18 protein-coding genes are annotated in these 19,169 nt (G+C 73.0%); 5 read left to right on the top strand and 13 right to left on the bottom strand.

Annotation, left to right across the window (positions count from 1 at the left end; translation table 11 throughout):
* Positions 1–58 precede the first annotated feature (58 nt).
* The gene (locus ACSNOA_RS13905; protein ID WP_436658494.1) at positions 59–1,117 is read left to right on the top strand and encodes a LacI family DNA-binding transcriptional regulator; all 1,059 of its coding nucleotides are present in this window, start codon (positions 59–61) and stop codon (positions 1,115–1,117) included.
* Between the two features lie 73 nt (positions 1,118–1,190).
* On the opposite strand, the gene ACSNOA_RS13900 is transcribed toward ACSNOA_RS13905, so the two are convergent.
* From ACSNOA_RS13900 to ACSNOA_RS13890, 3 genes are all read right to left on the bottom strand, one after another.
* The gene (locus ACSNOA_RS13900) at positions 1,191–2,063 is read right to left on the bottom strand and encodes an alpha/beta fold hydrolase (protein WP_436658493.1); all 873 of its coding nucleotides are present in this window, start codon (positions 2,061–2,063) and stop codon (positions 1,191–1,193) included.
* 109 nt (positions 2,064–2,172) lie between these two features.
* Positions 2,173–3,033 carry a peptidylprolyl isomerase gene (locus tag ACSNOA_RS13895; RefSeq protein ID WP_436658492.1) on the bottom strand — a complete coding sequence of 287 codons (861 nt, stop codon included), beginning with the start codon at positions 3,031–3,033 and terminating at the stop codon, positions 2,173–2,175.
* Positions 3,034–3,584: 551 nt separating this feature from the next.
* A complete protein-coding gene (locus ACSNOA_RS13890) occupies positions 3,585–4,853 on the bottom strand; it encodes a D-alanyl-D-alanine carboxypeptidase family protein (RefSeq protein ID WP_436658491.1) in 1,269 nt (422 codons plus the stop codon).
* A gap of 282 nt (positions 4,854–5,135) precedes the next feature.
* Between ACSNOA_RS13890 and ACSNOA_RS13885 the strand changes: the two genes are divergently transcribed.
* Positions 5,136–7,409, top strand: a complete 2,274-nt coding sequence (locus ACSNOA_RS13885) for an ATP-binding cassette domain-containing protein (protein ID WP_436658490.1) — start codon at positions 5,136–5,138, stop codon at positions 7,407–7,409.
* A gap of 64 nt (positions 7,410–7,473) precedes the next feature.
* On the opposite strand, the gene ACSNOA_RS13880 is transcribed toward ACSNOA_RS13885, so the two are convergent.
* The 4 genes from ACSNOA_RS13880 to ACSNOA_RS13865 form a co-directional block, all read right to left on the bottom strand.
* The gene (locus ACSNOA_RS13880) at positions 7,474–7,893 is read right to left on the bottom strand and encodes a protein-tyrosine phosphatase family protein (RefSeq protein ID WP_436658489.1); all 420 of its coding nucleotides are present in this window, start codon (positions 7,891–7,893) and stop codon (positions 7,474–7,476) included.
* A 338-nt stretch (positions 7,894–8,231) separates the two neighbouring features.
* Entirely contained in the window at positions 8,232–9,020 is a 789-nt protein-coding gene (locus ACSNOA_RS13875) for an SDR family NAD(P)-dependent oxidoreductase (protein WP_436658488.1), read from the bottom strand.
* Between the two features lie 51 nt (positions 9,021–9,071).
* Positions 9,072–9,647, bottom strand: a complete 576-nt coding sequence (locus ACSNOA_RS13870; RefSeq protein ID WP_436658487.1) for a TetR/AcrR family transcriptional regulator — start codon at positions 9,645–9,647, stop codon at positions 9,072–9,074.
* A gap of 86 nt (positions 9,648–9,733) precedes the next feature.
* Positions 9,734–10,159 carry a MarR family winged helix-turn-helix transcriptional regulator gene (locus ACSNOA_RS13865; RefSeq protein WP_436658486.1) on the bottom strand — a complete coding sequence of 142 codons (426 nt, stop codon included), beginning with the start codon at positions 10,157–10,159 and terminating at the stop codon, positions 9,734–9,736.
* A 109-nt stretch (positions 10,160–10,268) separates the two neighbouring features.
* Here ACSNOA_RS13865 and ACSNOA_RS13860 point away from each other — a divergent pair, with 109 nt between their 5' ends.
* The 3 genes from ACSNOA_RS13860 (at position 10,269) to ACSNOA_RS13850 (ending at position 13,310) form a co-directional block, all read left to right on the top strand.
* Positions 10,269–11,162: an MBL fold metallo-hydrolase gene (locus ACSNOA_RS13860; protein WP_436658485.1), complete on the top strand. Its 894-nt coding sequence runs from the start codon at positions 10,269–10,271 to the stop codon at positions 11,160–11,162.
* 191 nt (positions 11,163–11,353) lie between these two features.
* Positions 11,354–12,331: an aldo/keto reductase gene (locus ACSNOA_RS13855; RefSeq protein WP_436658484.1), complete on the top strand. Its 978-nt coding sequence runs from the start codon at positions 11,354–11,356 to the stop codon at positions 12,329–12,331.
* Positions 12,332–12,356: 25 nt separating this feature from the next.
* Positions 12,357–13,310: a D-2-hydroxyacid dehydrogenase family protein gene (locus ACSNOA_RS13850; RefSeq protein WP_436658483.1), complete on the top strand. Its 954-nt coding sequence runs from the start codon at positions 12,357–12,359 to the stop codon at positions 13,308–13,310.
* Between the two features lie 27 nt (positions 13,311–13,337).
* On the opposite strand, the gene ACSNOA_RS13845 is transcribed toward ACSNOA_RS13850, so the two are convergent.
* From ACSNOA_RS13845 to ACSNOA_RS13820, 6 genes are all read right to left on the bottom strand, one after another.
* Positions 13,338–13,982 carry a response regulator gene (locus ACSNOA_RS13845; protein WP_436658482.1) on the bottom strand — a complete coding sequence of 215 codons (645 nt, stop codon included), beginning with the start codon at positions 13,980–13,982 and terminating at the stop codon, positions 13,338–13,340.
* A complete protein-coding gene (locus ACSNOA_RS13840; RefSeq protein WP_436658481.1) occupies positions 13,973–15,109 on the bottom strand; it encodes a sensor histidine kinase in 1,137 nt (378 codons plus the stop codon). The genes ACSNOA_RS13845 and ACSNOA_RS13840 overlap by 10 nt, the downstream gene beginning before the upstream one ends.
* A complete protein-coding gene (locus ACSNOA_RS13835; protein ID WP_436658480.1) occupies positions 15,106–15,900 on the bottom strand; it encodes a DedA family protein in 795 nt (264 codons plus the stop codon). The genes ACSNOA_RS13840 and ACSNOA_RS13835 overlap by 4 nt, the downstream gene beginning before the upstream one ends.
* 249 nt (positions 15,901–16,149) lie before the next feature.
* On the bottom strand, positions 16,150–17,682 hold the full coding sequence (locus ACSNOA_RS13830; RefSeq protein ID WP_436658479.1) for a protein kinase domain-containing protein: 1,533 nt from the start codon (positions 17,680–17,682) through the stop codon (positions 16,150–16,152).
* A gap of 125 nt (positions 17,683–17,807) precedes the next feature.
* Positions 17,808–18,011 carry a hypothetical protein gene (locus tag ACSNOA_RS13825; RefSeq protein WP_436658478.1) on the bottom strand — a complete coding sequence of 68 codons (204 nt, stop codon included), beginning with the start codon at positions 18,009–18,011 and terminating at the stop codon, positions 17,808–17,810.
* Between the two features lie 2 nt (positions 18,012–18,013).
* The gene (locus tag ACSNOA_RS13820) at positions 18,014–19,078 is read right to left on the bottom strand and encodes a LacI family DNA-binding transcriptional regulator (protein ID WP_436658477.1); all 1,065 of its coding nucleotides are present in this window, start codon (positions 19,076–19,078) and stop codon (positions 18,014–18,016) included.
* Between the last annotated feature and the right edge of the window lie 91 nt (positions 19,079–19,169).

The following is a 19,169-nucleotide window of genomic DNA, read 5'->3' as shown; positions in this document are numbered from 1 at the left end:
CGATAACGTTTTCGAAACTCCGGTGACGGGGTCGGAGGCGGCCTCTATCATCGTCGGCGTGGCGTTTCCGCAGCGTGTGAAGATGTCGGACGTGGCCCGCACGGCCGGCGTCTCGGTGGCGACCGTGTCCAAGGTGGTGAATGGCCGCTACGGCGTGGCGCAGGCGACCGTGGAGCGCGTCCAGCAGGTGATCCGCCAGCTCGGGTACGAGGCGAGCCTGGGCGCACAGAGCCTGCGCAGTCACCGCACGAACGTGCTGGGAATCCTGGTCGCCGAGTTCGAGCCGTTCTCCACCGAGCTTCTCAAGGGAGCCTCCAAGGAGGTCACCGGCACCGGCTACCAGCTGCTGGCGTACTCCGGCGGCGACGGCGACGGCACGGCCGTCGGCTGGGAGCGGCGGTCCCTCGCGCGCCTGTCCGGAACGCTCATCGACGGGGCCGTGATCGTCACGCCGACCGTGGTCGAGACCAAGCAGGGCTTCCACGTCGTGGCCGTCGACCCCCACACCGGCCCGTCCGGCCTGCCCACCGTCGACTCCGACAACTTCGCGGGCGCCGTGCTCGCCACCGAGTACCTGCTGTCGCTCGGCCACCGCCGCATCGGCCACATCAGCGGACGCCCCGACCTCGAGTCGGCGCGCCTGCGCGAGGCCGGCTTCCGCAGGGCCATGGCCGACGCGGGTGTCGCCGTCGACGAGCGGTACGTGCGCATCGGCGGGTTCCGGGTCGAGAGCGCCGCCGCCACGGCCGCGGAACTGCTGGCGCTTCCCGACCGACCGACCGCGATCTTCGCGGGAAACGACCTCTCGGCCATCTCCACCATGGACGTCGCCCGGAGCATGGGCCTCGCGGTGCCCGGCGACCTGTCCGTGATCGGCTTCGACAACATTCCCGAGTCGGCCCTGGTCAACCCGCCGCTGACGACCATCGCGCAGCCCCTGCAGGACATGGGCGCCCAAGCGTTGCGGCTGCTCATCGACCTGATCGGCGGCGTCGACCGCGACCCGCACGTCCGGCTCCCCACGGAGCTGGTCCTTCGCGCGTCCTGCGCCCCGTGCCCTCCCTTCCCCCACGGCGGCCGGCCGTTGCCCGCCCCCGCCGCGACGGGCGGTGGCTGAGCAGCCCGCGGCGGCTCAGCCCGCGGGGTAGACGCGACGGCGGCTCAGCCAGCGGGGTGGACGCGACGGCGGCTCAGCCGGCGGGGTGGACGCGCCCGAGGAAGTCGCGCGCCCGGGACACGATCTCGTCGAGGTTGGTCTCCAGCGCCCAGTGCCCGCCGTCGAGCAGGTGCAGCTCGGCGTCGGGCAGGTCACGCAGGTACGCGCGGGCGGCCTCGGCCGGCATGTACCCGTCGTGCGGTCCCCACACGATCAACGTGGGCGGCCGGTGTTCCCGCAGGTACGCCTGGATACGCGGGAAGTCCGCGAGGGTGTTCGCCTGGTCGGTGAAGATGCCCAGGATGATCTCGGGCCGGGGCGGCGTACGCAGCTGCGCCCACGCCAGCGTCCACAGGTCGGGGCTCACCCGGTCGGCCAACCGCTCGGGCAACTCCCCCACGAACTCCGCGCGGAAGCCCTTCTCGCTCACGGTGGCGGCCAGCTCGGCACGCCGCTGCGGGGTCGGGTCCGCCCAGTACGTCCGCAGCGGCGCGTACTTCGGGCCGAACGCGTCGGCGTACACGTCCCCGTTCTGGACGATGAGGGCGGCGACCCGGTCGGGCGCCGACAGGGCCAGCCGGAACCCGTGCTGCGAGCCGTAGTCGTGCAGGTAGATGGCGTACCGGTCGAGGCCCAGGGTGTCCACGAAGCGCCGCAGGAACCGTCCGTAGCCGGCGAAGGTGTAGTCGAAGTCGGCCGGTGTGGCGCTGTAACCGAAGCCGGGAAGGTCCGGGGCGACGAGCCGCCACCGGTCACCGAGGGCGGCCATCAGGTTCCGGTACTGGAACGAGGAGCAGGGGTAGCCGTGCGGCAGCAGCACGACCGGCCCACGCGTGGGCCCCGCCTCCCGGTAGAAGACGTCGACGCCGTCCACGGAGACCCGCGCGTGCCGGACGTGTGCCGCCATCGTCCACCCCCTCGCCGTGACGAGGGTGATCCCCGCTCCGGCGCGGGTCATGCGACCCGGTCCGGGGAGACGGTGGGAGATTCAACCGCGATCTCCCACCGCGCTCCCGTCAGTGCAGGTGTCGCAGGGCCTTGCGGATCTGGACCGGCAGCGCGGGCGCTCCGTCGACCGGGGCCGGGTCCTCCTCCGTGGGGGCCACTCCCCCGGCCGCGATCCGGTCGAGGGTGGCGAGCCCGGCCGCGTCGACCGATCCGAAGACCGTGTAGTTCGGCCGCAGCGCCGAGTCGGCGTAGACGAGGAAGAACTGGCTGCCGTTGGTGTCCGGGCCGGCGTTGGCCATGGCGAGCGTGCCCCGCGCGTAGACGCGACGTTCGCCGGTCGGGTCGGTGGGCGCGGGCGGCAGGTCCGTCGGCAGCTCGTCCCGGTAGCGGTAGCCGGGCCCGCCCGAGCCGGTGCCGGACGGGTCCCCGCACTGCAACACGCTGAGCGTGGGGTACGCGGTGAGCCGGTGGCACGGGGTCCGGTCGTAGAAGCGGTGGCGGGTCAGGTGCAGGAAGCTCTGGACCGTGCAGGGCGCCGCCTCCCGGTCCAGAGTGAGCCCGATGGGGCCGTGGTTGGTCCACAACGTGACCCGGACCCGTCCCCGGTCCGGCGTCCGGCGCGGGTCGGGCGGCAGCGGCACGGGCCGGGCCGCCGGCTCCTCGGGCGTCCGGGTGTAGGCGCACGGGCCGTGTGTAGCGCGGCCGTCGGGCGCGGAGCCGGCGAGCGGCACGGACGCGGGCGCGGGGTCGGGGGCGGGGGCGGCGGGCGCGGGGGCGGCGGGCGCGGGGGCGGGAGCGGCGGGCGCGGCTACCGCGGCGGTGGCACCGGTGGCGAGCAGCGCGCCGGTGACGAGCGCCGCGCCGGTGAGCCGGGACAGCGTACGCAGCGGGCGGCCCCTGGCCGGTTGAGGTCGGGATTCACACGACACGGGGTTCCTCCTGGGACTCGTGGTGCCGGAGCGACCGGAGTCTATGAATCCCGCGGGCCCTTGTCGATGCGCCGGGCCGGTCCGGGCGCGCCCACGCACCCGAGCCAAGATCGCGCTCGATGCCGGTAGTAGTGGCCTCGCGGGGGTCGGGATGCCCCTGTTTCAGGGTCGAGCGCGATCATGTCGACCTCGCAGCGGCCCGCCGGCCAGGGAGACGATCGTCGGGCGGGGCCGCCTGCGTCGCCTCCCTGATTCACGCGCTCCCTGCGCCGGCCGCACCGAGACCGGCAAGATCCGCACACCTTCCCTGAAAGTGCTGCCTCGCGGACAGGAGAGGCAGCACGTTCAGGAAAGTTGTACGGATCATGGGCGCCCGCGCCCCGCGCCCCGCCTCCCGCGCTCCGCGCCCGCGCCCCGCGCCCCCACGCTCCGCGCCCCGCCTCACGCGGCATGATCGCGCTCGATCCCGGTAGTAGTGGCCTCGTACAGGTCCGGAGGCCCCTGTTTCCAGGATCGAGCGTGATCTCGTCGCTCTTCGCGTCGTCGGCGGGTCAGGGTGCGCCGCGGCGGGTGGCCCGGCGGCGCCACAGCAGCCCGGCCATCAGCAGGACGGCCGCCGCGGCGACCAGCCCGGCCACCGACCAGGCGATCGCCATCCCGCCCGCGACCGAGCTGCTGGCGGCGGCCGGCCGCGCCGCGGCGGGCTCGGCGCGCGGGGATGGGCTCACCGTCGGCGCGGCGGTCAGCTCTCCCGGCTCGACGAGCCGTCCGACGGCGGCCGACGCGGGCAGGGTGAAGCCCCAGTCCAGCAGGGCCGCGCCCTGCTCCCAGCCCCGCATCGGCTGCGGCTCGGCGCCGAGCAGTGTGACGACCAGCCGCCGACCGCCGCGTTCCGCCGCGCCGACGTACGTGTGCCGGGCCAGGTCCGTGAAACCGGTCTTGCCGCCCAGCGCACCCGGGTACTGGTAGATCAGCTGGTTCTCGTTCTGGATCTGGAAGCCCTTGGTCTTCTGCGCCGGCTGGGCGGGGATCTGGGTCCGTTCCGTGAGGGCGTACCGGCGGAACGTGGGGTTGGCGAAGCAGACGCGGGCGATCAGCGCCAGGTCGTACGCGCTGGTGAACTGTCCGCGTCCGTCGAGGCCGGACGGCGTGACCGCGTGCGTCTGGAGCGCGCCGAGCTGATGCGCGTACTCGTTCATGGCGCGGACGCCGCCGGCCGCGCCCTCGGCGCCACCGCCCAGCCGGGCCAGGACGTTGGCGGCCTCGTTTCCGGAGTTCAGCAGCAGCCCGAGCCAGACCGTCTCGACGGTGTACCGGCCGCCCTCCACCAGCCCGACGGCCGACGAGCCCGGCTCGATGTCCATGTCCTCGGCGGTGACCGTGACGACCCGTTTCGGATCGAGCCGGGGCAGCATGGTGGCGGCCAACAGCAGCTTCTGGACGCTCGCCGGCGTGCCGTACTCGTGCGGGCCGCACCCGCCGAGCACCTGTCCGCTGTCCAGGTCGGCCACGAGCCACGAGGTGGCGGTGACCTTCGGCGGCGCGGGCGCCCCGGCGGGCACCACCAGCCCGGAGGTGGCCAGGGCCGGGCCACCCACCACGCGCTCCTGCGGCACGGCCGGCGGCGGCGACGGGCGCGGCGGCCGGGAGACGTGCGGCGCCACGGCCCGCGGGCACGGCACGGTCGCCGCCGCAGCACCCGTCTGCGCCGCCCCGGCGGCGGTCGGGGCGGGGGTGGGCAGCGCGGCCGGGGCCGGAACGGCGGCGCCGACCGCGAGCAGGACGGCGGTCGCCGTGGTGGCCAGCAGCCGATCTCTCATGCGAGCACCCTAATCCGGCCCGGGATGCCCCGGGGCCGGAGCCGCCGCAAGTGGGCGCTGCCTGCCGTGCCCGACGAAAGGGGCGGCCGGCCGTGTGGCGTCCACTCGACCGGGCCCCGGCGGGCGGGCGTACCGCTTGACCCGTTGTTTGAAACTTCCTGTCGCCTTCACGTATGGGAACGTCCGGAAACCTTACACGGACGGTTCAATGGGAGAATTGAAGTGTCAGACCCCGGTGCCAGGGTGGGCGTACGCCTGCCCCCGATTCCGCGAAGGGTTCGCATGTCGCAGCCAGCACGGTCCACCGCCGACAGTCACGACATGATCGAGGTACGGGGGGCCCGGGAGAACAATCTGGCCTCCATGTCGGTCGACATCCCGAAGCGCCGGCTCACCGTCTTCACCGGTGTCTCCGGTTCGGGGAAGTCCTCGCTCGTGTTCGGCACGATCGCCGCCGAGTCGCAGCGCCTCATCAACGAGACCTACAGCGCGTTCCTCCAGTCCTTCATGCCGGCCCTCAACCGGCCCGACGTCGACTCGCTGCGCAACCTGAGCGCCGCCATCGTGGTCGACCAGGAGCGGATGGGTGTCAACTCCCGCTCCACGGTGGGCACGGCCACCGACGCGTACGCCATGCTGCGGATCGTGTTCAGCCGGCTCGGCACGCCGCAGGTCGGCGGGGCGGGCGCGTTCAGCTTCAACCTGGCCGAGGGCATGTGCCCGGCGTGCGAAGGGCTGGGCCGTGTCTCCGACCTCGACGTGCACGAGCTGGTCGACGTCGAACGCTCCCTCAACGACGGCGCCATCAAGGTGCCCAACTTCGCCGTCGACTCCTGGTACTGGCAGACCATCGTGGGGTCCGGCCTGTTCGATCCGGACGTCAAGCTGCAGGACTTCACGCCGCAGCAGTGGGCGGACTTCCTGCACAAGCCGGCCACGAAGATCAAGAGGGGCAGCAACAACTGGACGTACGAGGGCCTCGTGGTGAAGGTCCGGCGGCTGTTCCTCGCGAAGGACCGCGAGTCGATGCAGCCGCACATCCGGGCGTTCGTCGACCGGGCCGTCACCTTCACGACCTGCGCCGCCTGCGGCGGCACGCGGCTCAACGAGGCGGCCCTCTCCTCCCGGATCGCGGGGCGGAACATCGCCGAGTGCTCCGCCATGCAGATCAGCGACCTCGCCGAGTTCCTCCGCGGTGTCGACGATGCCTCGGTGGGCCCGCTCGTCGGCAACCTGCGCGAGTTGCTCGACTCGCTCGTCGAGATCGGTCTCGGCTACCTGAGCCTCGACCGGGAGAGCAGTTCGCTCTCCGGCGGGGAGGCGCAGCGGGTGAAGATGGTCCGGCACCTCGGTTCCAGCCTCTCCGACGTCACGTACGTCTTCGACGAGCCGACCGTCGGCCTGCACCCGCACGACATCGCGCGGATGAACGACCTGCTGCTCCGCCTGCGCGACAAGGGCAACACCGTGCTCGTGGTCGAGCACAAGCCGGAGACCATCGCCATCGCCGACCACGTGGTCGATCTCGGGCCCGGCGCCGGCGCGGCCGGCGGGCGGGTCTGCTACTCGGGCGACGTCCCCGGGCTACGCCGCTCCGGCACGCTGACGGGACGGCACCTCGACCACCGGGTCAGCCTCCGGACGCAGGTGCGCACGCCGACCGGGCAGCTGCCCATCCGCAACGCCGACCTGCACAACCTGCGCGACGTGAGCGTCGACATCCCGCTCGGCGTCCTGACCGTGGTCACCGGCGTCGCCGGCTCGGGCAAGAGTTCGCTCATCCACGGGTCGCTGCGCCGGCGCGACGGGGTCGTGATCGTCGACCAGTCCGCCATTCGCGGGTCACGGCGCAGCAACCCGGCCACCTACAGCGGGCTGCTCGACCCGGTACGCGCGGCGTTCGCGAAGGCCAACGGGGTGAAGGCCGCCCTGTTCAGCGCGAACTCCGAGGGCGCCTGCCCGGCGTGCAAGGGCATCGGCCTCATCTACACCGACCTCGCCATGATGGCGGGCGTGGCCACCGTCTGCGAGAAGTGCGAGGGGCGCCGGTTCACCGACGAGGTGCTCACCTACACGATGCGCGGAAAGAACATCAGCGAGGTGCTCGCGATGTCGGTCACCGAGGCGTACGACTTCTTCCCCAGTGGGCCGGCCCACGTCATCCTCCGCCGGCTGTCCGACGTCGGGTTGGGCTATCTCAGCCTCGGTCAGCCCCTCACGACGCTCTCCGGCGGCGAGCGTCAACGACTCAAGCTCGCCATCCACATGGCCGAGAAGACCAGCACCTACGTGCTGGACGAACCCACGACCGGGCTGCACCTCGCCGACGTGGATCAGCTTCTCGCCCTGCTCGACCGGCTCGTCGACTCCGGCAACACGGTGATCGTCATCGAGCACCACCAGGCCGTGATGGCGCACGCCGACTGGCTGATCGACCTCGGGCCCGGCGCCGGCCACGACGGGGGCCGGGTCGTCTTCACGGGTACGCCGTCCGAGCTGGTCGCGCGCGGTGACACGCTCACGGCCCGGCACCTGCGCGAGTACGTGGACGCCTGACACCGGCCGCCGGTCGAGGGGCGGGCCGATGCGCCACCCGGCGGGCTGCCCCTCGCCGGCCCGGTCACACCAGGCGGCGCAGCCACCACCGTTGCCACGGTGTCTCCACGGCCCGGGGCCGGTAGTTGGCGCGTACCCAGCTCACGGCCCGCTCGGCGGGCAGGCCGTCCAGCACGGCGAGCGCGGCCAACGCGGTGCCCGTACGGCCCTGGCCGCCGCGGCAGGCCACCTCCACCCGCTCGCCCGCCCGCGCCCGGCGCAGAGCCTCACCCAGGGCGTCGAGCGCGTCGGCCCGGTCCACCGGGATCCAGAAGTCGGGCCACCGGATCCGCCGATGCGGCCACGCCGGGTCGGGGCCCGGCGCCAACAGCAGCGCGAAGTCGGCCGGCGACGCCGGATCGGCGATCCGCCGCCCACGCACCGTGGCCCCGCTCGGCAGTGTGACCACTCCCGGCTGGTCGGCCCAGGACGGTTGCTCGCTCATCCCGGCATTCTGCCGTGGACCACCGTCCACCGTCCCCCGGGAACGTGTCCCGCGCTGCCGGCTGGTGCACAGACAGCGCCGCCCCGGGCCGGGTGGCTCGGGGCGGCGCTGGGGTGTCGGTGTGCAGGTCGCCTCTCGGCGCGTGGCACGAACGCGGCTCCAGCCGAACGGTATTCCGCGACGGCAGTTATCAGGTGAGGCCCGGGGACACTGGGCACACCGACACCCCACACAACCTACCCACGCCCCCGCTTGTTCCCACCTGCCGACACCGGCCGAGAACACCGCCGGCGAGCAACAGGAGACCGGTCCGGTGGCGCACTCCCAGGCCTTCCCTGTCAGATGCTCTTGACCTGGCCGCCGTCGAGGGTGAACTCGGCGCCGGTGGTGTTGGCGGAGCGGGCGGAGGCGAGGAACAGCACCAGGTCGGCCACCTCGCCGGCCTCGGTGATCCGGCCGGTGCTGATGGCCATGCTCTGCGGCACGACCTCGTCGAGCGCCTGCTGGGCGCTGACACCCGCGCCGGCGGCGACGGCGTGCGCGAAGCCGTCCGGGCCGGTCCAGAACGGGGTCCGCACCGGGCCCGGCGAGACGGCGTTCACCCGTACGCCGCGGGGCGCGAACTCCTCGGACAGCGCCTTGGTCAGGTTGCTCACCGCCGCCTTGGCCGCGGAGTAGTCGACCACCATCGGGAACGGTAGGCGGGCGTTGATGCTGCTGATGTTGACGATCGCCCCGCCGTTTTCCAGCAGGGCCGGCAGGGCAGCCCTGCTCGTGCGCACGGCGCTGAAGAACGTCACGTCGAACACCCGCGCCCACTCGGCGTCGTCGACGTCGAGGAAGCCGGTGCGGGCACTGCCCGCACCGACGTTGTTGACCAGCACGTCCAGGCGCCCGTACGTCGACAGCGCGGCATCGACGAGCCGCTGCGGGGTGCCCGCGTCGGTGATGTCGGCCAGCACGACGGTGGCGCCACGCTCGGCGAGGGCGTCGAGTTCAGGGGTGCTCGTGCGGCTGCTCGCCACCACGTGCGCGCCCTCGTCGAGCAACGCCGCCACGGTGGCCAGTCCGATGCCCTTGCTCGCCCCGGTGACGACGGCGACCTTGCCCTGTAGTTCGAGATCCACTACTACTCCCCAGTTATTGACTGATCAGTTCCAAATGCGGGCAGCAAAAAGTCAGTCGAGCGCGCCCATGGCGACCTCCACGGCGTGTTCGAGAAACGCGCGATCCGCCCGGGCCTTGCCCATCACCCGCAGGCCCTGCAGGAACGTGGTCAGGAACTGGGCCAGCTCCCGCGGCTTCTTGTCCGCCGCGATCTCCCCGCGGACCTGAGCCCGTTCCAACGCCCCGGCCAGGGCCGACTCGACCTGGCCCATCGTGCGGGAGACCTGGTCGACCGTGTCCGGGTGCGCCGAGCGCTCCGTGGCCGCATTGACGAGCAGGCACCCTCGCTCCGGATCGGCCAGGTCCGTCTCCACCAGTTCCAGGAGCGCCGCCCGGATCGCCGGACGCACCTGCTCCGCCCGATCCAACAGTTCGACGAGCCCTACCGCGTGACGCTGGCAGTAACGCCGAAGCGCCAGCGCGTAGAGCTGCTCCTTGGATCCGAACGCCTTGTACAGGCTGCCCCGGGCGATTCCGAGGCCCTCCACGAGATCCTCGGTCGAGGTCGCCTCGAACCCCTGACGCCAGAACAACTCCATCGCGCGGTCCACCGCCGTGTCGATGTCGAACGTCCGTGGCCTGCCCATGCCACAACCATAGGGGTAAGGAACTGATCAGTCCACAACTGTGGGCTCGGCCACCCGTTCGGGCCCCTCTACGCCGAGCTGGCGGGTCAGCGGTGAAGGGCGCGGTTGAGGAGGCGCTGCAGGACGTCCTGCTCCTCGGGGGCCAGAGGCGACAGGGGGGAGTCTTCGGAGAGCAGCTCGAGGAGTCGTTTGCGGAGTTCGGTGCCCTCGGGAGTCAGGACAAGCTGCTTGGCGCGGCGGTCGTCGGGGTGTGGATGGCGTTCGAGGTAGCCCTGCTCTTCGAGGCGATCGGCGACGAAGGTGACGTTGGAGGGCTCGCAGCCCATCCGGTCGGCGAGTTCGCGCAGGGTCAAGGGGTGAGTCAGCTCGCGCAGCGCGTTGCCCTGCGAGGCGGTCAGGCCGAGGGCGGCCGCCCGGACCCGAAGGTGGGCCTCGATGTGACTGGCCAGGTCCTTCACCAGCCCGCACAGCTGCCGGTCGTCTTGCCCTGGGGTATCGCGCTCGGTGGACACCTCACAACTTTACTCCAACTGAGATAGTTGCAGTTGAAGCTATTCAAGCTGTAACTTTCGGTTCGCGCCGCCTCCCGGCGGCACCTCTCCGAGCACGAGGTAGGACCATATGGGCACGACGACCAGTTTCGACCGCGTACGGCTGACCAGCGCACCCCGCGTCCGTTCGCTCCGTCTGGGTGACCTGAAGATCACCTACGTTCCGGACGGGTTGGCTCTGTGCAAGCCGCACGGCTGGCTGCCGGCCGCCACCGACGCGGACTGGGCGGCCAACCGCGATCATCTCGACGACGCCGGCTTCCTGCCCGCAGCCATCGGCGGACTGTTGGTCGAGCGGGGTGATCGGGCGCTGCTCATCGACACCGGGTTCGGACCCGAGTCCCACCCCGACGACCCGGCCAACCCGATGCTGGGAAGCATCTACGGCGGCGAGCTGCTGAACGGCCTGCGGCGGCTGGGCCGCGAGCCGCGCCAGATCGAGGCCGTCGCCATCACCCACCTGCACCTCGACCACCTGGGCTGGGCCTGGAGCGCCGAGCCTGGCACGGATACGCCGCCGTTCGCGCACGCCCCCCACTTCGTCGCGGCACCCGAGTGGGAGCGGCGCGACCTGGCCGCCGGGGCCGGGGCGACCGAGGAACGTCTGGCCGCCTTCGCGCCCCGCGTCCGTACGGTCGAGGACGGCGAGGAGATCTTCCCCGGCGTGCGGGCCTCGTTCTCGGTCGGACACACCGTCGGCCACATCACGTACACCATCACCGGAGGCGACCGGCGACTCGTCGCTTTCGGTGACGCGATGCACGCGCCGGTCCAGGTCGCTCACCCCGAATGGGGCTGCGGAATCGACCACGACCCCGCCGATGCCGCCGAGTACCGCCGCCGCCTGGTCGAGGAGCTGAGCCGCCCCGACACCATCGGTTATGGCAACCACTTCGCCGACGTGGTCTTCGGACGCGCCGAGCGCCGCCCCGATGGCCGGTTCACCTGGATCCCCGTCGCCTGACCGGTCCGCCCGGTGCGGCCCCTGTCGACAGGTAGGCCACATCACCGTTGTCCACCCATTGCCCGCCATCACCGCCCGGCGCGCTCACCCCTGCGCCAGCGCGGAGATGCGCATCAGTGCCGGCGATGAGCGGCGGAATCATTCACAGTGCCCAGCGAACGTACGAATCGGTAGAGAAAAGGAGAACTGTAATGAAGCACATCAAGCTGGGGGACCTGGACGTCTCCCGTATCGGTCTTGGCCTGGTATCGATGTCCTACGCCTACACGGGAGCCGGCACGGACGACGCCGAGTCGATCCGCACCATCCACCGGGCCCTGGAACTGGGCGTCACGTTCCTCGACACCGCCGAGGTCTACGGCCCGTACATCAACGAGGAACTCCTCGGCAAGGCGCTCAAGGGCCGCCGCGACCAGGCCGTGGTGGCAACGAAGTTCGGCATGATCTCGCATGCGGGCGGCGGGGCAGGGCACCTCGACAGCAGCCCGGCCAACATTCGCACCGCCGTCGAGGGCTCGCTCAAGCGGTTGGGCACCGACTACATCGACCTGTACTACCAGCACCGAGTCGACCCGAACACACCCATCGAGGACACCGTCGGGACGCTGGCCGAGCTGGTCACCGAGGGCAAGGTCCGCCACATCGGCCTGTCCGAGGCTGGACCGGAGACGATCCGTCGCGCCCACGCCGTGCACCCCATCGCTGCCGTCCAGTCGGAGTACTCCCTGTGGACCCGGCACCCGGAGGCACAGGTGCTGCCCCTGCTGCGCGAGCTGAACATCGGCTTCGTGCCCTACTCGCCCCTGGGTCGCGGCTTCCTCACCGGGCAGATCCGCTCGACCAGCGACTTCGACGACACCGACCTGCGTAAGAACAACCCGCGCTTCACCGGCGAGAACTTCCAGCGCAACCTGCGCATCGCAGACGAGGTCCAGGCCATCGCCGCCGAAGCGGGTGCCACCCCGGCGCAGATCGCACTGGCCTGGCTGCTGAGCCGGGGCGACGACATCGCGCCCATCCCCGGCACCAAGCGCGTGGCACGCGTCGAGGAGAACACCGCCGCCGACGCCGTTGAACTGACCGCGGAACAGATGGAGAAGCTCGACAACCTTCCCCCCGCCGTCGGTGACACCCACGACGAAGCCGCCCTGCGCATGCTGGAGCGTTGACCCAATGGAAGGCGGATCACCGGTCATGTCCCCTGAACTTCGCTGCGCCGTCCTGGACGACTACCAGGGGGTGGCACTCGGCCTGGCGGACTGGTCCCGGGTCCGGGCCACCAGCTTCCGCGAGCACTTCGCGAGCACCGACGAACTCGTGGCGGCCATCCATGACTACGAGATCGTGGTCGCCATGAGGGAGCGCACACCGTTCCCCGCCGAGGTGTTCGACCGGCTGCCCCACCTGCGGCTGCTCGTCACCACCGGCATGAGCAACGCCGCCATCGACCTGGAGGCGGCGCGGGCGCACGGCGTCACGGTGTCCGGCACGGGCGGCGGCTGGACCTCGACGGTCGAGCTGACGTGGGCGCTGATCCTCGGTCTGGCCCGCCACCTGGTGCCCGAGGCGACCGCGCTGCGCACCGGCGGGCCCTGGCAGCACACCCTCGGCACCGACCTGCACGGACGCACGCTCGGGCTGCTCGGTTTGGGCAGGATCGGGTCGCAGGTGGCGGCGGTCGGGCGGGCGTTCGGCATGGACGTGCTGGCCTGGAGCCAGAACCTGACGCGCGAGCGCGCCGAGGCGGGCGGCGCGCGGCTGGCCCCCGACCTGGACGCCCTGCTCGCCGGCTCCGACGTCGTCTCCGTCCACCTCGTGCTCGGCGACCGGACGCGCGGGCTCGTCGGCGCGCGGGAGCTCGCGCTGATGAAGCCCACCGCGCACCTGGTCAACACCTCGCGGGCGGCGATCGTCGACCAGTCCGCCCTGGCCTCCGCACTGCGCGAGGGGCGGATCGCGGGGGCCGGGCTGGACGTGTTCGACGAGGAGCCGCTGCCCGCCGGCCATGAGTTCCGTACGCTGCCGAACGTGCTGGCCACGCCACACCTCGGCTATGTCAGCGAGCGGAACTACGCGACGTTCTTCCGTGACGCCGTGGATGACATCGGCGCCTTCCTCGACGGCAACCCGGTCCGGGTGCTGACGTGACTCACTGACTGGCGCCCGCCGCCGGCGTCAGGTGCTCAGATAGCGGAGGATGGCGAGCACCCGCCGGCTGTAGCCCACGGCGTACGACAGGTCGAGCTTGTCGAAGATGCTGTTGACGTGCTTCTCGACGGCGCTCAGCGACACGTGCAGGCGCTCGGCGATCGCCGCGTTCGTGTGGCCCTGCGCCATGTGGTGCAGGACGTCCCTTTCGCGTGGCGTGAGCCGGGTGAGCGGGTCCGTACGCTCGGAGCCCGCCACGACCTGCCGGACCACCTCCGGGTCGAGCGCGGTGGCCCCGGCGGCCACCCGGTCCAGCGCGTCGAGGAAGTCGTCGACCTGGGCGACGCGGTCCTTGAGCAGGTACCCGACCCCTTCCGGGCGGTCGGCGAGCAGGCGGCTCGCGTACCGCTTCTCGACGTACTGGGACAGCACGAGGACGCCGACGGCGGGCCGGCGGCGGCGGATCTCGAGCGCCGCCCGCAGGCCGTCGTCGGTGTGGGTCGGCGGCATCCGTACGTCGGTGACGACGACGTCGGGCGGCTCCCGGTCGACGGCCTCGACCAGCTCGTCGGCGGTGCCGACCGCCGCCACGACCTCGTGGCCCTCCTCGGCGAGGAGCCGGACCAGCCCTTCCCGCAGCAGCGTGGAGTCCTCGGCGAGCGTTATCCGCACGGCAGCTCCGCCAGCACGGTGGTGGGCCCGCCGGCCGGGCTGTCCACGCGCAGCCGCCCGTCCAGCGCGGCGACCCGGCGGGCCAGGCCCGACAGGCCGCGCCCGGAGGGGTCGGCGCCGCCGGCGCCGTCGTCGCGTACCCGCATCCGGACCTGCCCCTGCCCCGCCTCGATGTCGATGGTCACGAGGGTAGCGGCGGCGTGTTTCGCGGCGTTCGTGAGCGCCTCGCAGGCCACGAAGTAGAGCACGGTCTCGACCTGGCGGTCGGGGCGTACGGGAAGGTCGCACCGGATCCGCACCGGCACGGCGGAGCGCTGCGCCACCATGCCGAGCACCGCGCCCAGGTCGCCGTCCTCCAGCGCGGAGGGGTAGACCCGCCAGGCCACGTCCCGAAGCTCCTCGACCGCCCGCTGGACGTCCTCGTGGGCCTGGCCGAGCAGGGCGTACGTCCGCTCGGGGTCGCGGCTGCGCCGCGCGCGCCCGAGCAGCATGCCGAGCGCGACCAGCCGTTGTTGCAGCCCGTCGTGCAGGTCCCGTTCGATGCGCTGCCGCTCGGCGTCCACGGCCGCGATGACGCCGGCCCGCGTGGTGGCCAGTTCCCGCACCCGCGCCTCGAGCGCCGCGCGGGTGCCCCGGCCGAGCAGCGCCCGCGCGAGCCGGACGTCCAGCGCGCCCACGCTCGCGACGGCCTGGACGTTGAGCAGCAGCAGCACCGCGCCGATGACGACCTGGAGCAGGAGGTCCGGAACCGTCACGTCGCCGCGCAGCGTGGCGGTCAGCAGGATCCCGGCCAGCACCAGGCCGATGGCGAGGACGCCGTACGCCAGGGCGCCGAGCAGGCCGGGGAGCAGCCGGGCGGCAAGGTAGCCGACCTCCCGCCGGCCGGCCGTACGCTCCGCCGCCGGCGGGTCGTCGACGCCCAGCAGCCCGCCGAGCCGCCGGCGTTCGAGGCGGACGAGGGCCGCGGCGTACGCCGTGGTCCGGGCGCCGAGCGGGCGGCGTGCCGGCGGCACGAGCGCGGCCACGGCGCCGGTCACGGCGGCGACGAGCAGGAAGATCAGTTCGACGGCGGCGGTCAGGATTCCGGCGGCGACGCCGAGCGCGACCCGTGCGGTCGGCAGCGTCAACGGGCCCCACCGTGGTCGTCGCCCCGTCCGCCGCTGCGGTAGAGGGTGCCTCGGCCGCTGGGATCGGGCCCCAGCATCGTCCCCGTCGGGATGGACGGTGTCGCCGGCTCGGGTTCCCGGGCGGCCCGCCGGGCCCGGCGGATCCGGGACACCACGAACCAGCCGACGGCCGCCGCACAGACCACGATGACGACGTTCTGGAGCACGCCGACGTAGCCCTCGACGAGGTGCCAGTTGTCGCCGAGCAGGTAGCCCGCGAGCACGAAGGTCGTGTTCCAGATGAGGCTGCCCAGCGTGGTGTAGAGGGCGAAGACGCCGATCGGCATCCGCTCCACGCCGGCCGGGATCGAGATGAGGCTCCGGAAGATCGGGATCATCCGGCCGAAGAAGACCGCCTTGACGCCGTGGCGGGCGAACCAGGCCTCCGTCCGGTCCACGTCGCTGAGCTTGACCAGCGGCAGCCGGGCCACGACCGCCCGCATCCGGTCCCGGCCCAGCGTCGCGCCGATGCCGTAGAGGGCCAGCGCCCCGAGGAGCGACCCGAGGGTGGTCCAGAAGATCGCCGCGACCACGCTCATCCGCCCCTGCCCGGCCACGAACCCGGCCAACGGCAGGATCACCTCGCTGGGGATCGGCGGGAAGAGGTTCTCCAGCGCCACGGCGAGGCCGGCGCCCGGACCGCCCAGCCGTTCGACCAGGTCCGTGACGTAGCCGACCACGCCGTCCTGGGGTGGCTCGGCGTCCGCCGCGAGGTTTCCCGTGGCGAGCAGGAGGTGGAAGGAACGAATCATGGCGCCCACGCTACGAAGCGAACCTGGGAGACCACCATGAGGTCACCCTCCCGACCGCGCCGGCCGACCGCACAATCCGGGGTGCGGAAAACCCCACCCGCGCCGCCGTCCGCCCCGCCCCATCCACCCGCCGATCATGCAGTTGTGGCGCCCGTTCAGGGCAGATTCGCGGCTTTTGTGAGGCACCAAAACTGCATGATCCACCGAGGTCCTGCGCGCGGCGCGCGGCGCGCCGCGCCGTGTGCGGGATCAGTGGTCGCGGCCGGACGAGTCGCGGCCGCGGCCCGACGAGTCGTTGCCGCCGGAGGAAGCGTCGCGGCCAAAGGAGGCGTCGTCGCCGTCGTCGGAGACGTCGACGCGGTCGAGCAGGTCGTCGAGCCGGTCCCCCACGCTGGACGGGAGGCGGTCACGCTCGACGGCCTCGTCGATCCGCTGGCGCAGCTCCTCGACCCGCTTGGCCCGGTCCTTCGGCTTGCTGCGGAACAGGTCGCTCAGGTCGTCGCGCAGGTCCTCGACGGTGCGCCGGTCGATCCCGCCCTGCGCCTGCGCGCTGGCCAGGACCGCGGCGAACTCGGTGGCCAACTGGCGCAGGCTGATGGGTTCCGGCTGTGCGCTGGTCGACGGGGGCGCCGCGCTCGACGGGGGTGGGGTGTCCGGCGCGGCCGAGGTCGTGGGCGGCGGGGGCGCCGGCGCGGTCGTACCGGCCGCCGACGGCGTTCCGTCGCCGTCGCCGAGTTTGAGCATCACCCCGAGGCCGACCAGGAGCACCAGCGCGGCCGCCACCAGGGCGGCGACCGGGCCCCGGGACCGCCGTCGCGGCTCGCGCGGCACGACGGCCGGCCGCGGCGCGACCGGGCCGCGGTCGACGAGCGTCGGCGGGTGCGGGGAGGCGACGGCCGCCCAGCCCGACGGTCGTACGGGCAGGACGGCGGTGGGCGGGTCGGCCGGCCCGACGGTGCCGAACCGGGTGGCGAGCTGCGCGGCGGTCGGCCGGCGGGCCGGGTCGGCGGACAGGCTGGCGAGGGTGAGGTCGGCGATGTCGGCGGGCAGGCCGGGAATCCGCAGCGGCGGCACCGGGGTCCGTCGCTGGTGCACCTCGAGGGCGTCCTCCCAGCTCTGCACGGCGCGGGGCGACCGACCGGTGAGCGTGCGGTAGAGCAGCGCGCCGAGGGCGTACACGTCGCTGGCCGGGTTGGGCGGGCCGGCCGAGAGCCGCTCCGGGGCGAAGTAGGCCGGGGTGCCCATGAGCAGCTCGCCGGTCTGCCCGGCGAGCGGGTGGTGCGGGCCCGCCAGCGCGGCGATGCCGAAGTCGAGGACCTTGGCGCCGGTCTCGGTGAGCATGACGTTGCCCGGTTTGATGTCCCGGTGCACCACGCCGATCCGGTGGGCCGCGGCGAGCGCCGCGGCCACCTGCCCGGCCACCCGGACCGCCTCGCGCCACGGGAGCGGGCCGCCCGCCAGCCGGTCGGCGAGGTTGTGCCCGTCGACCAGTTCCATGACGAGGTACGGCACGACCTCGCCGTCGGGCAGGGTCGCCTCGCCGTAGTCGTACACCTGGGTGACGTGCGGGTGGGTGAGCCGGGCGGCGGCGCGGGCCTCGCGCTGGATGGTGGCCCGCAGCTGCGGGTCGGTGGCGAGCTGCCCGGCGAGCGCCTTGACCGCGACGGACCGGCCGAGCACCTCGTCCTCGGCGCGCCACACCTCGGACATCCCGCCGAGGCCGATGCGCTCGCGCAGGACGTACCGGTCGTGCAGCCGGAGGGTGGGCGTGAACGGCGACATGGGCGTCCAGTGTGCCTGGCCCGGGTCGCCACCCACCACCCGCCGCGCCCGTTTGCGCGCCGCCCGGGCCGGCCGTGCCCCGATGACCGGTTGCCGCTGTGGCGCCGGTCACCCGGACGGGGCCGTCAGGAGCAGCGGGGGGCGGTCGGGACCGGCCGGGGCTGGATCCGGTCGGCGAGGCGGCGCAGGGCGCCCGCGGCGGCCAGTCGCGCCGGAGCCAGCCGAGCCGGGCGGGGGCGGTCGGCGCGTACCGGCGCGTCGGGCCGGGCCGAGTTCACGTGCCGGGTGACCGCGTCGACGGCGGAGACGAAGCCGGTGGGCTGTTCCATGGTCAACTCCTCGGTGCGGGTCCGGTGGAGGTCCGGACGACGAGTTCGGTGGGCAGCAGGACGTGACCGGCCGCCGGGTCGGCGGGCGGGTCGAGCAGCAGGTCGGCGGCGATCCGGCCCTTCTCCTCGGCCGGCTGGCGCACGGTGGTGAGGCCGGCCGCGGCCGCCTCGGCGATGTCGTCGAAGCCGGTGACCGAGACCGGTGGGTGGCCGGTGTGCTCCGGCGCGGCCAGGGCGTCGAGGACGCCGAGGGCGAGCACGTCGGAGCAGGCCAGCACGGCGGTGGGCGGGTCGGGTCGGTCGCGCAGGCCGGCGACCGCGGCGGCGGCGGCCGGCCGGGTGTTGGCGGCGGCGTTGAGGACGGTCAGCTCGGGCCAGGGCACCCCGACCTCCGCGAAGGCGTCGGCGAAGCCGCCGAGCCGGCCCCGGGTGGTGGGCTGCGGCACCTCGTCGACGGTGGCCAGCCGCAGCTCGCCGACCGGGGCGTCCGGCACCACGGTGTCGCCGAGCAGGGCGACACGCCGGTGGCCGAGGCCCGCGACGTGGGTGGCGATCTCCCGGGCGGCGGCGCGCTCGTCGATGCCGACGTACCGGAGGTCGGGGCCGGCGTCGAGCTGGGAGGCGGTGGTCACGAAGGGCAGCCCCCGGTCGCGGATGGCGTCCAGCGCCCACGTCTCGTCGCCCACGCAGTAGACGCAGAAGCCGTCCACGGCGGCGTTCTCGATCGCCCGCCGGGCGTCCGTGTCGCCGCTCGGCAGGGGCACGAGCAGCAGGCTGGTGCCGTGCCGCTCGGCGGCCTCGCTGACACCGGCGAGGAAGCGGACCGCGAAGGGGTCGGTGAAGGCGTACGACAGCCGTGGCGTGAACAGCACGCCGATGGCGCCCACGAAGCCGCGGCGCAGCGAGCGGGCGGTGGGGTTGGGGCCGGGGTAGCCGATCGCCTTCGCCGTGTCGAGGATCCGCTGCCGCAGCGTCGCGGAGAGCTGGTCCGGGCGGGCGTACGCGTTCGACACGGTGCTGCGGGACACGCCGACGGCGTCGGCCACGGCCTGGAGGGTTGGCTTCACCGGTCCCCCTCTGGATCGATTCAGAACTGGATCGATTCAGAGACTAATCGCACACGTCGACGCCCGTCAACACGACAGGGCGATGCTGGCG

This window comes from Micromonospora sp. URMC 103, from assembly GCF_051386435.1.
Classification (GTDB): domain Bacteria; phylum Actinomycetota; class Actinomycetes; order Mycobacteriales; family Micromonosporaceae; genus Micromonospora.
Note: the sequence above shows the minus strand (reverse complement) of the source record. Positions and strands in the feature narration are given on the sequence as shown.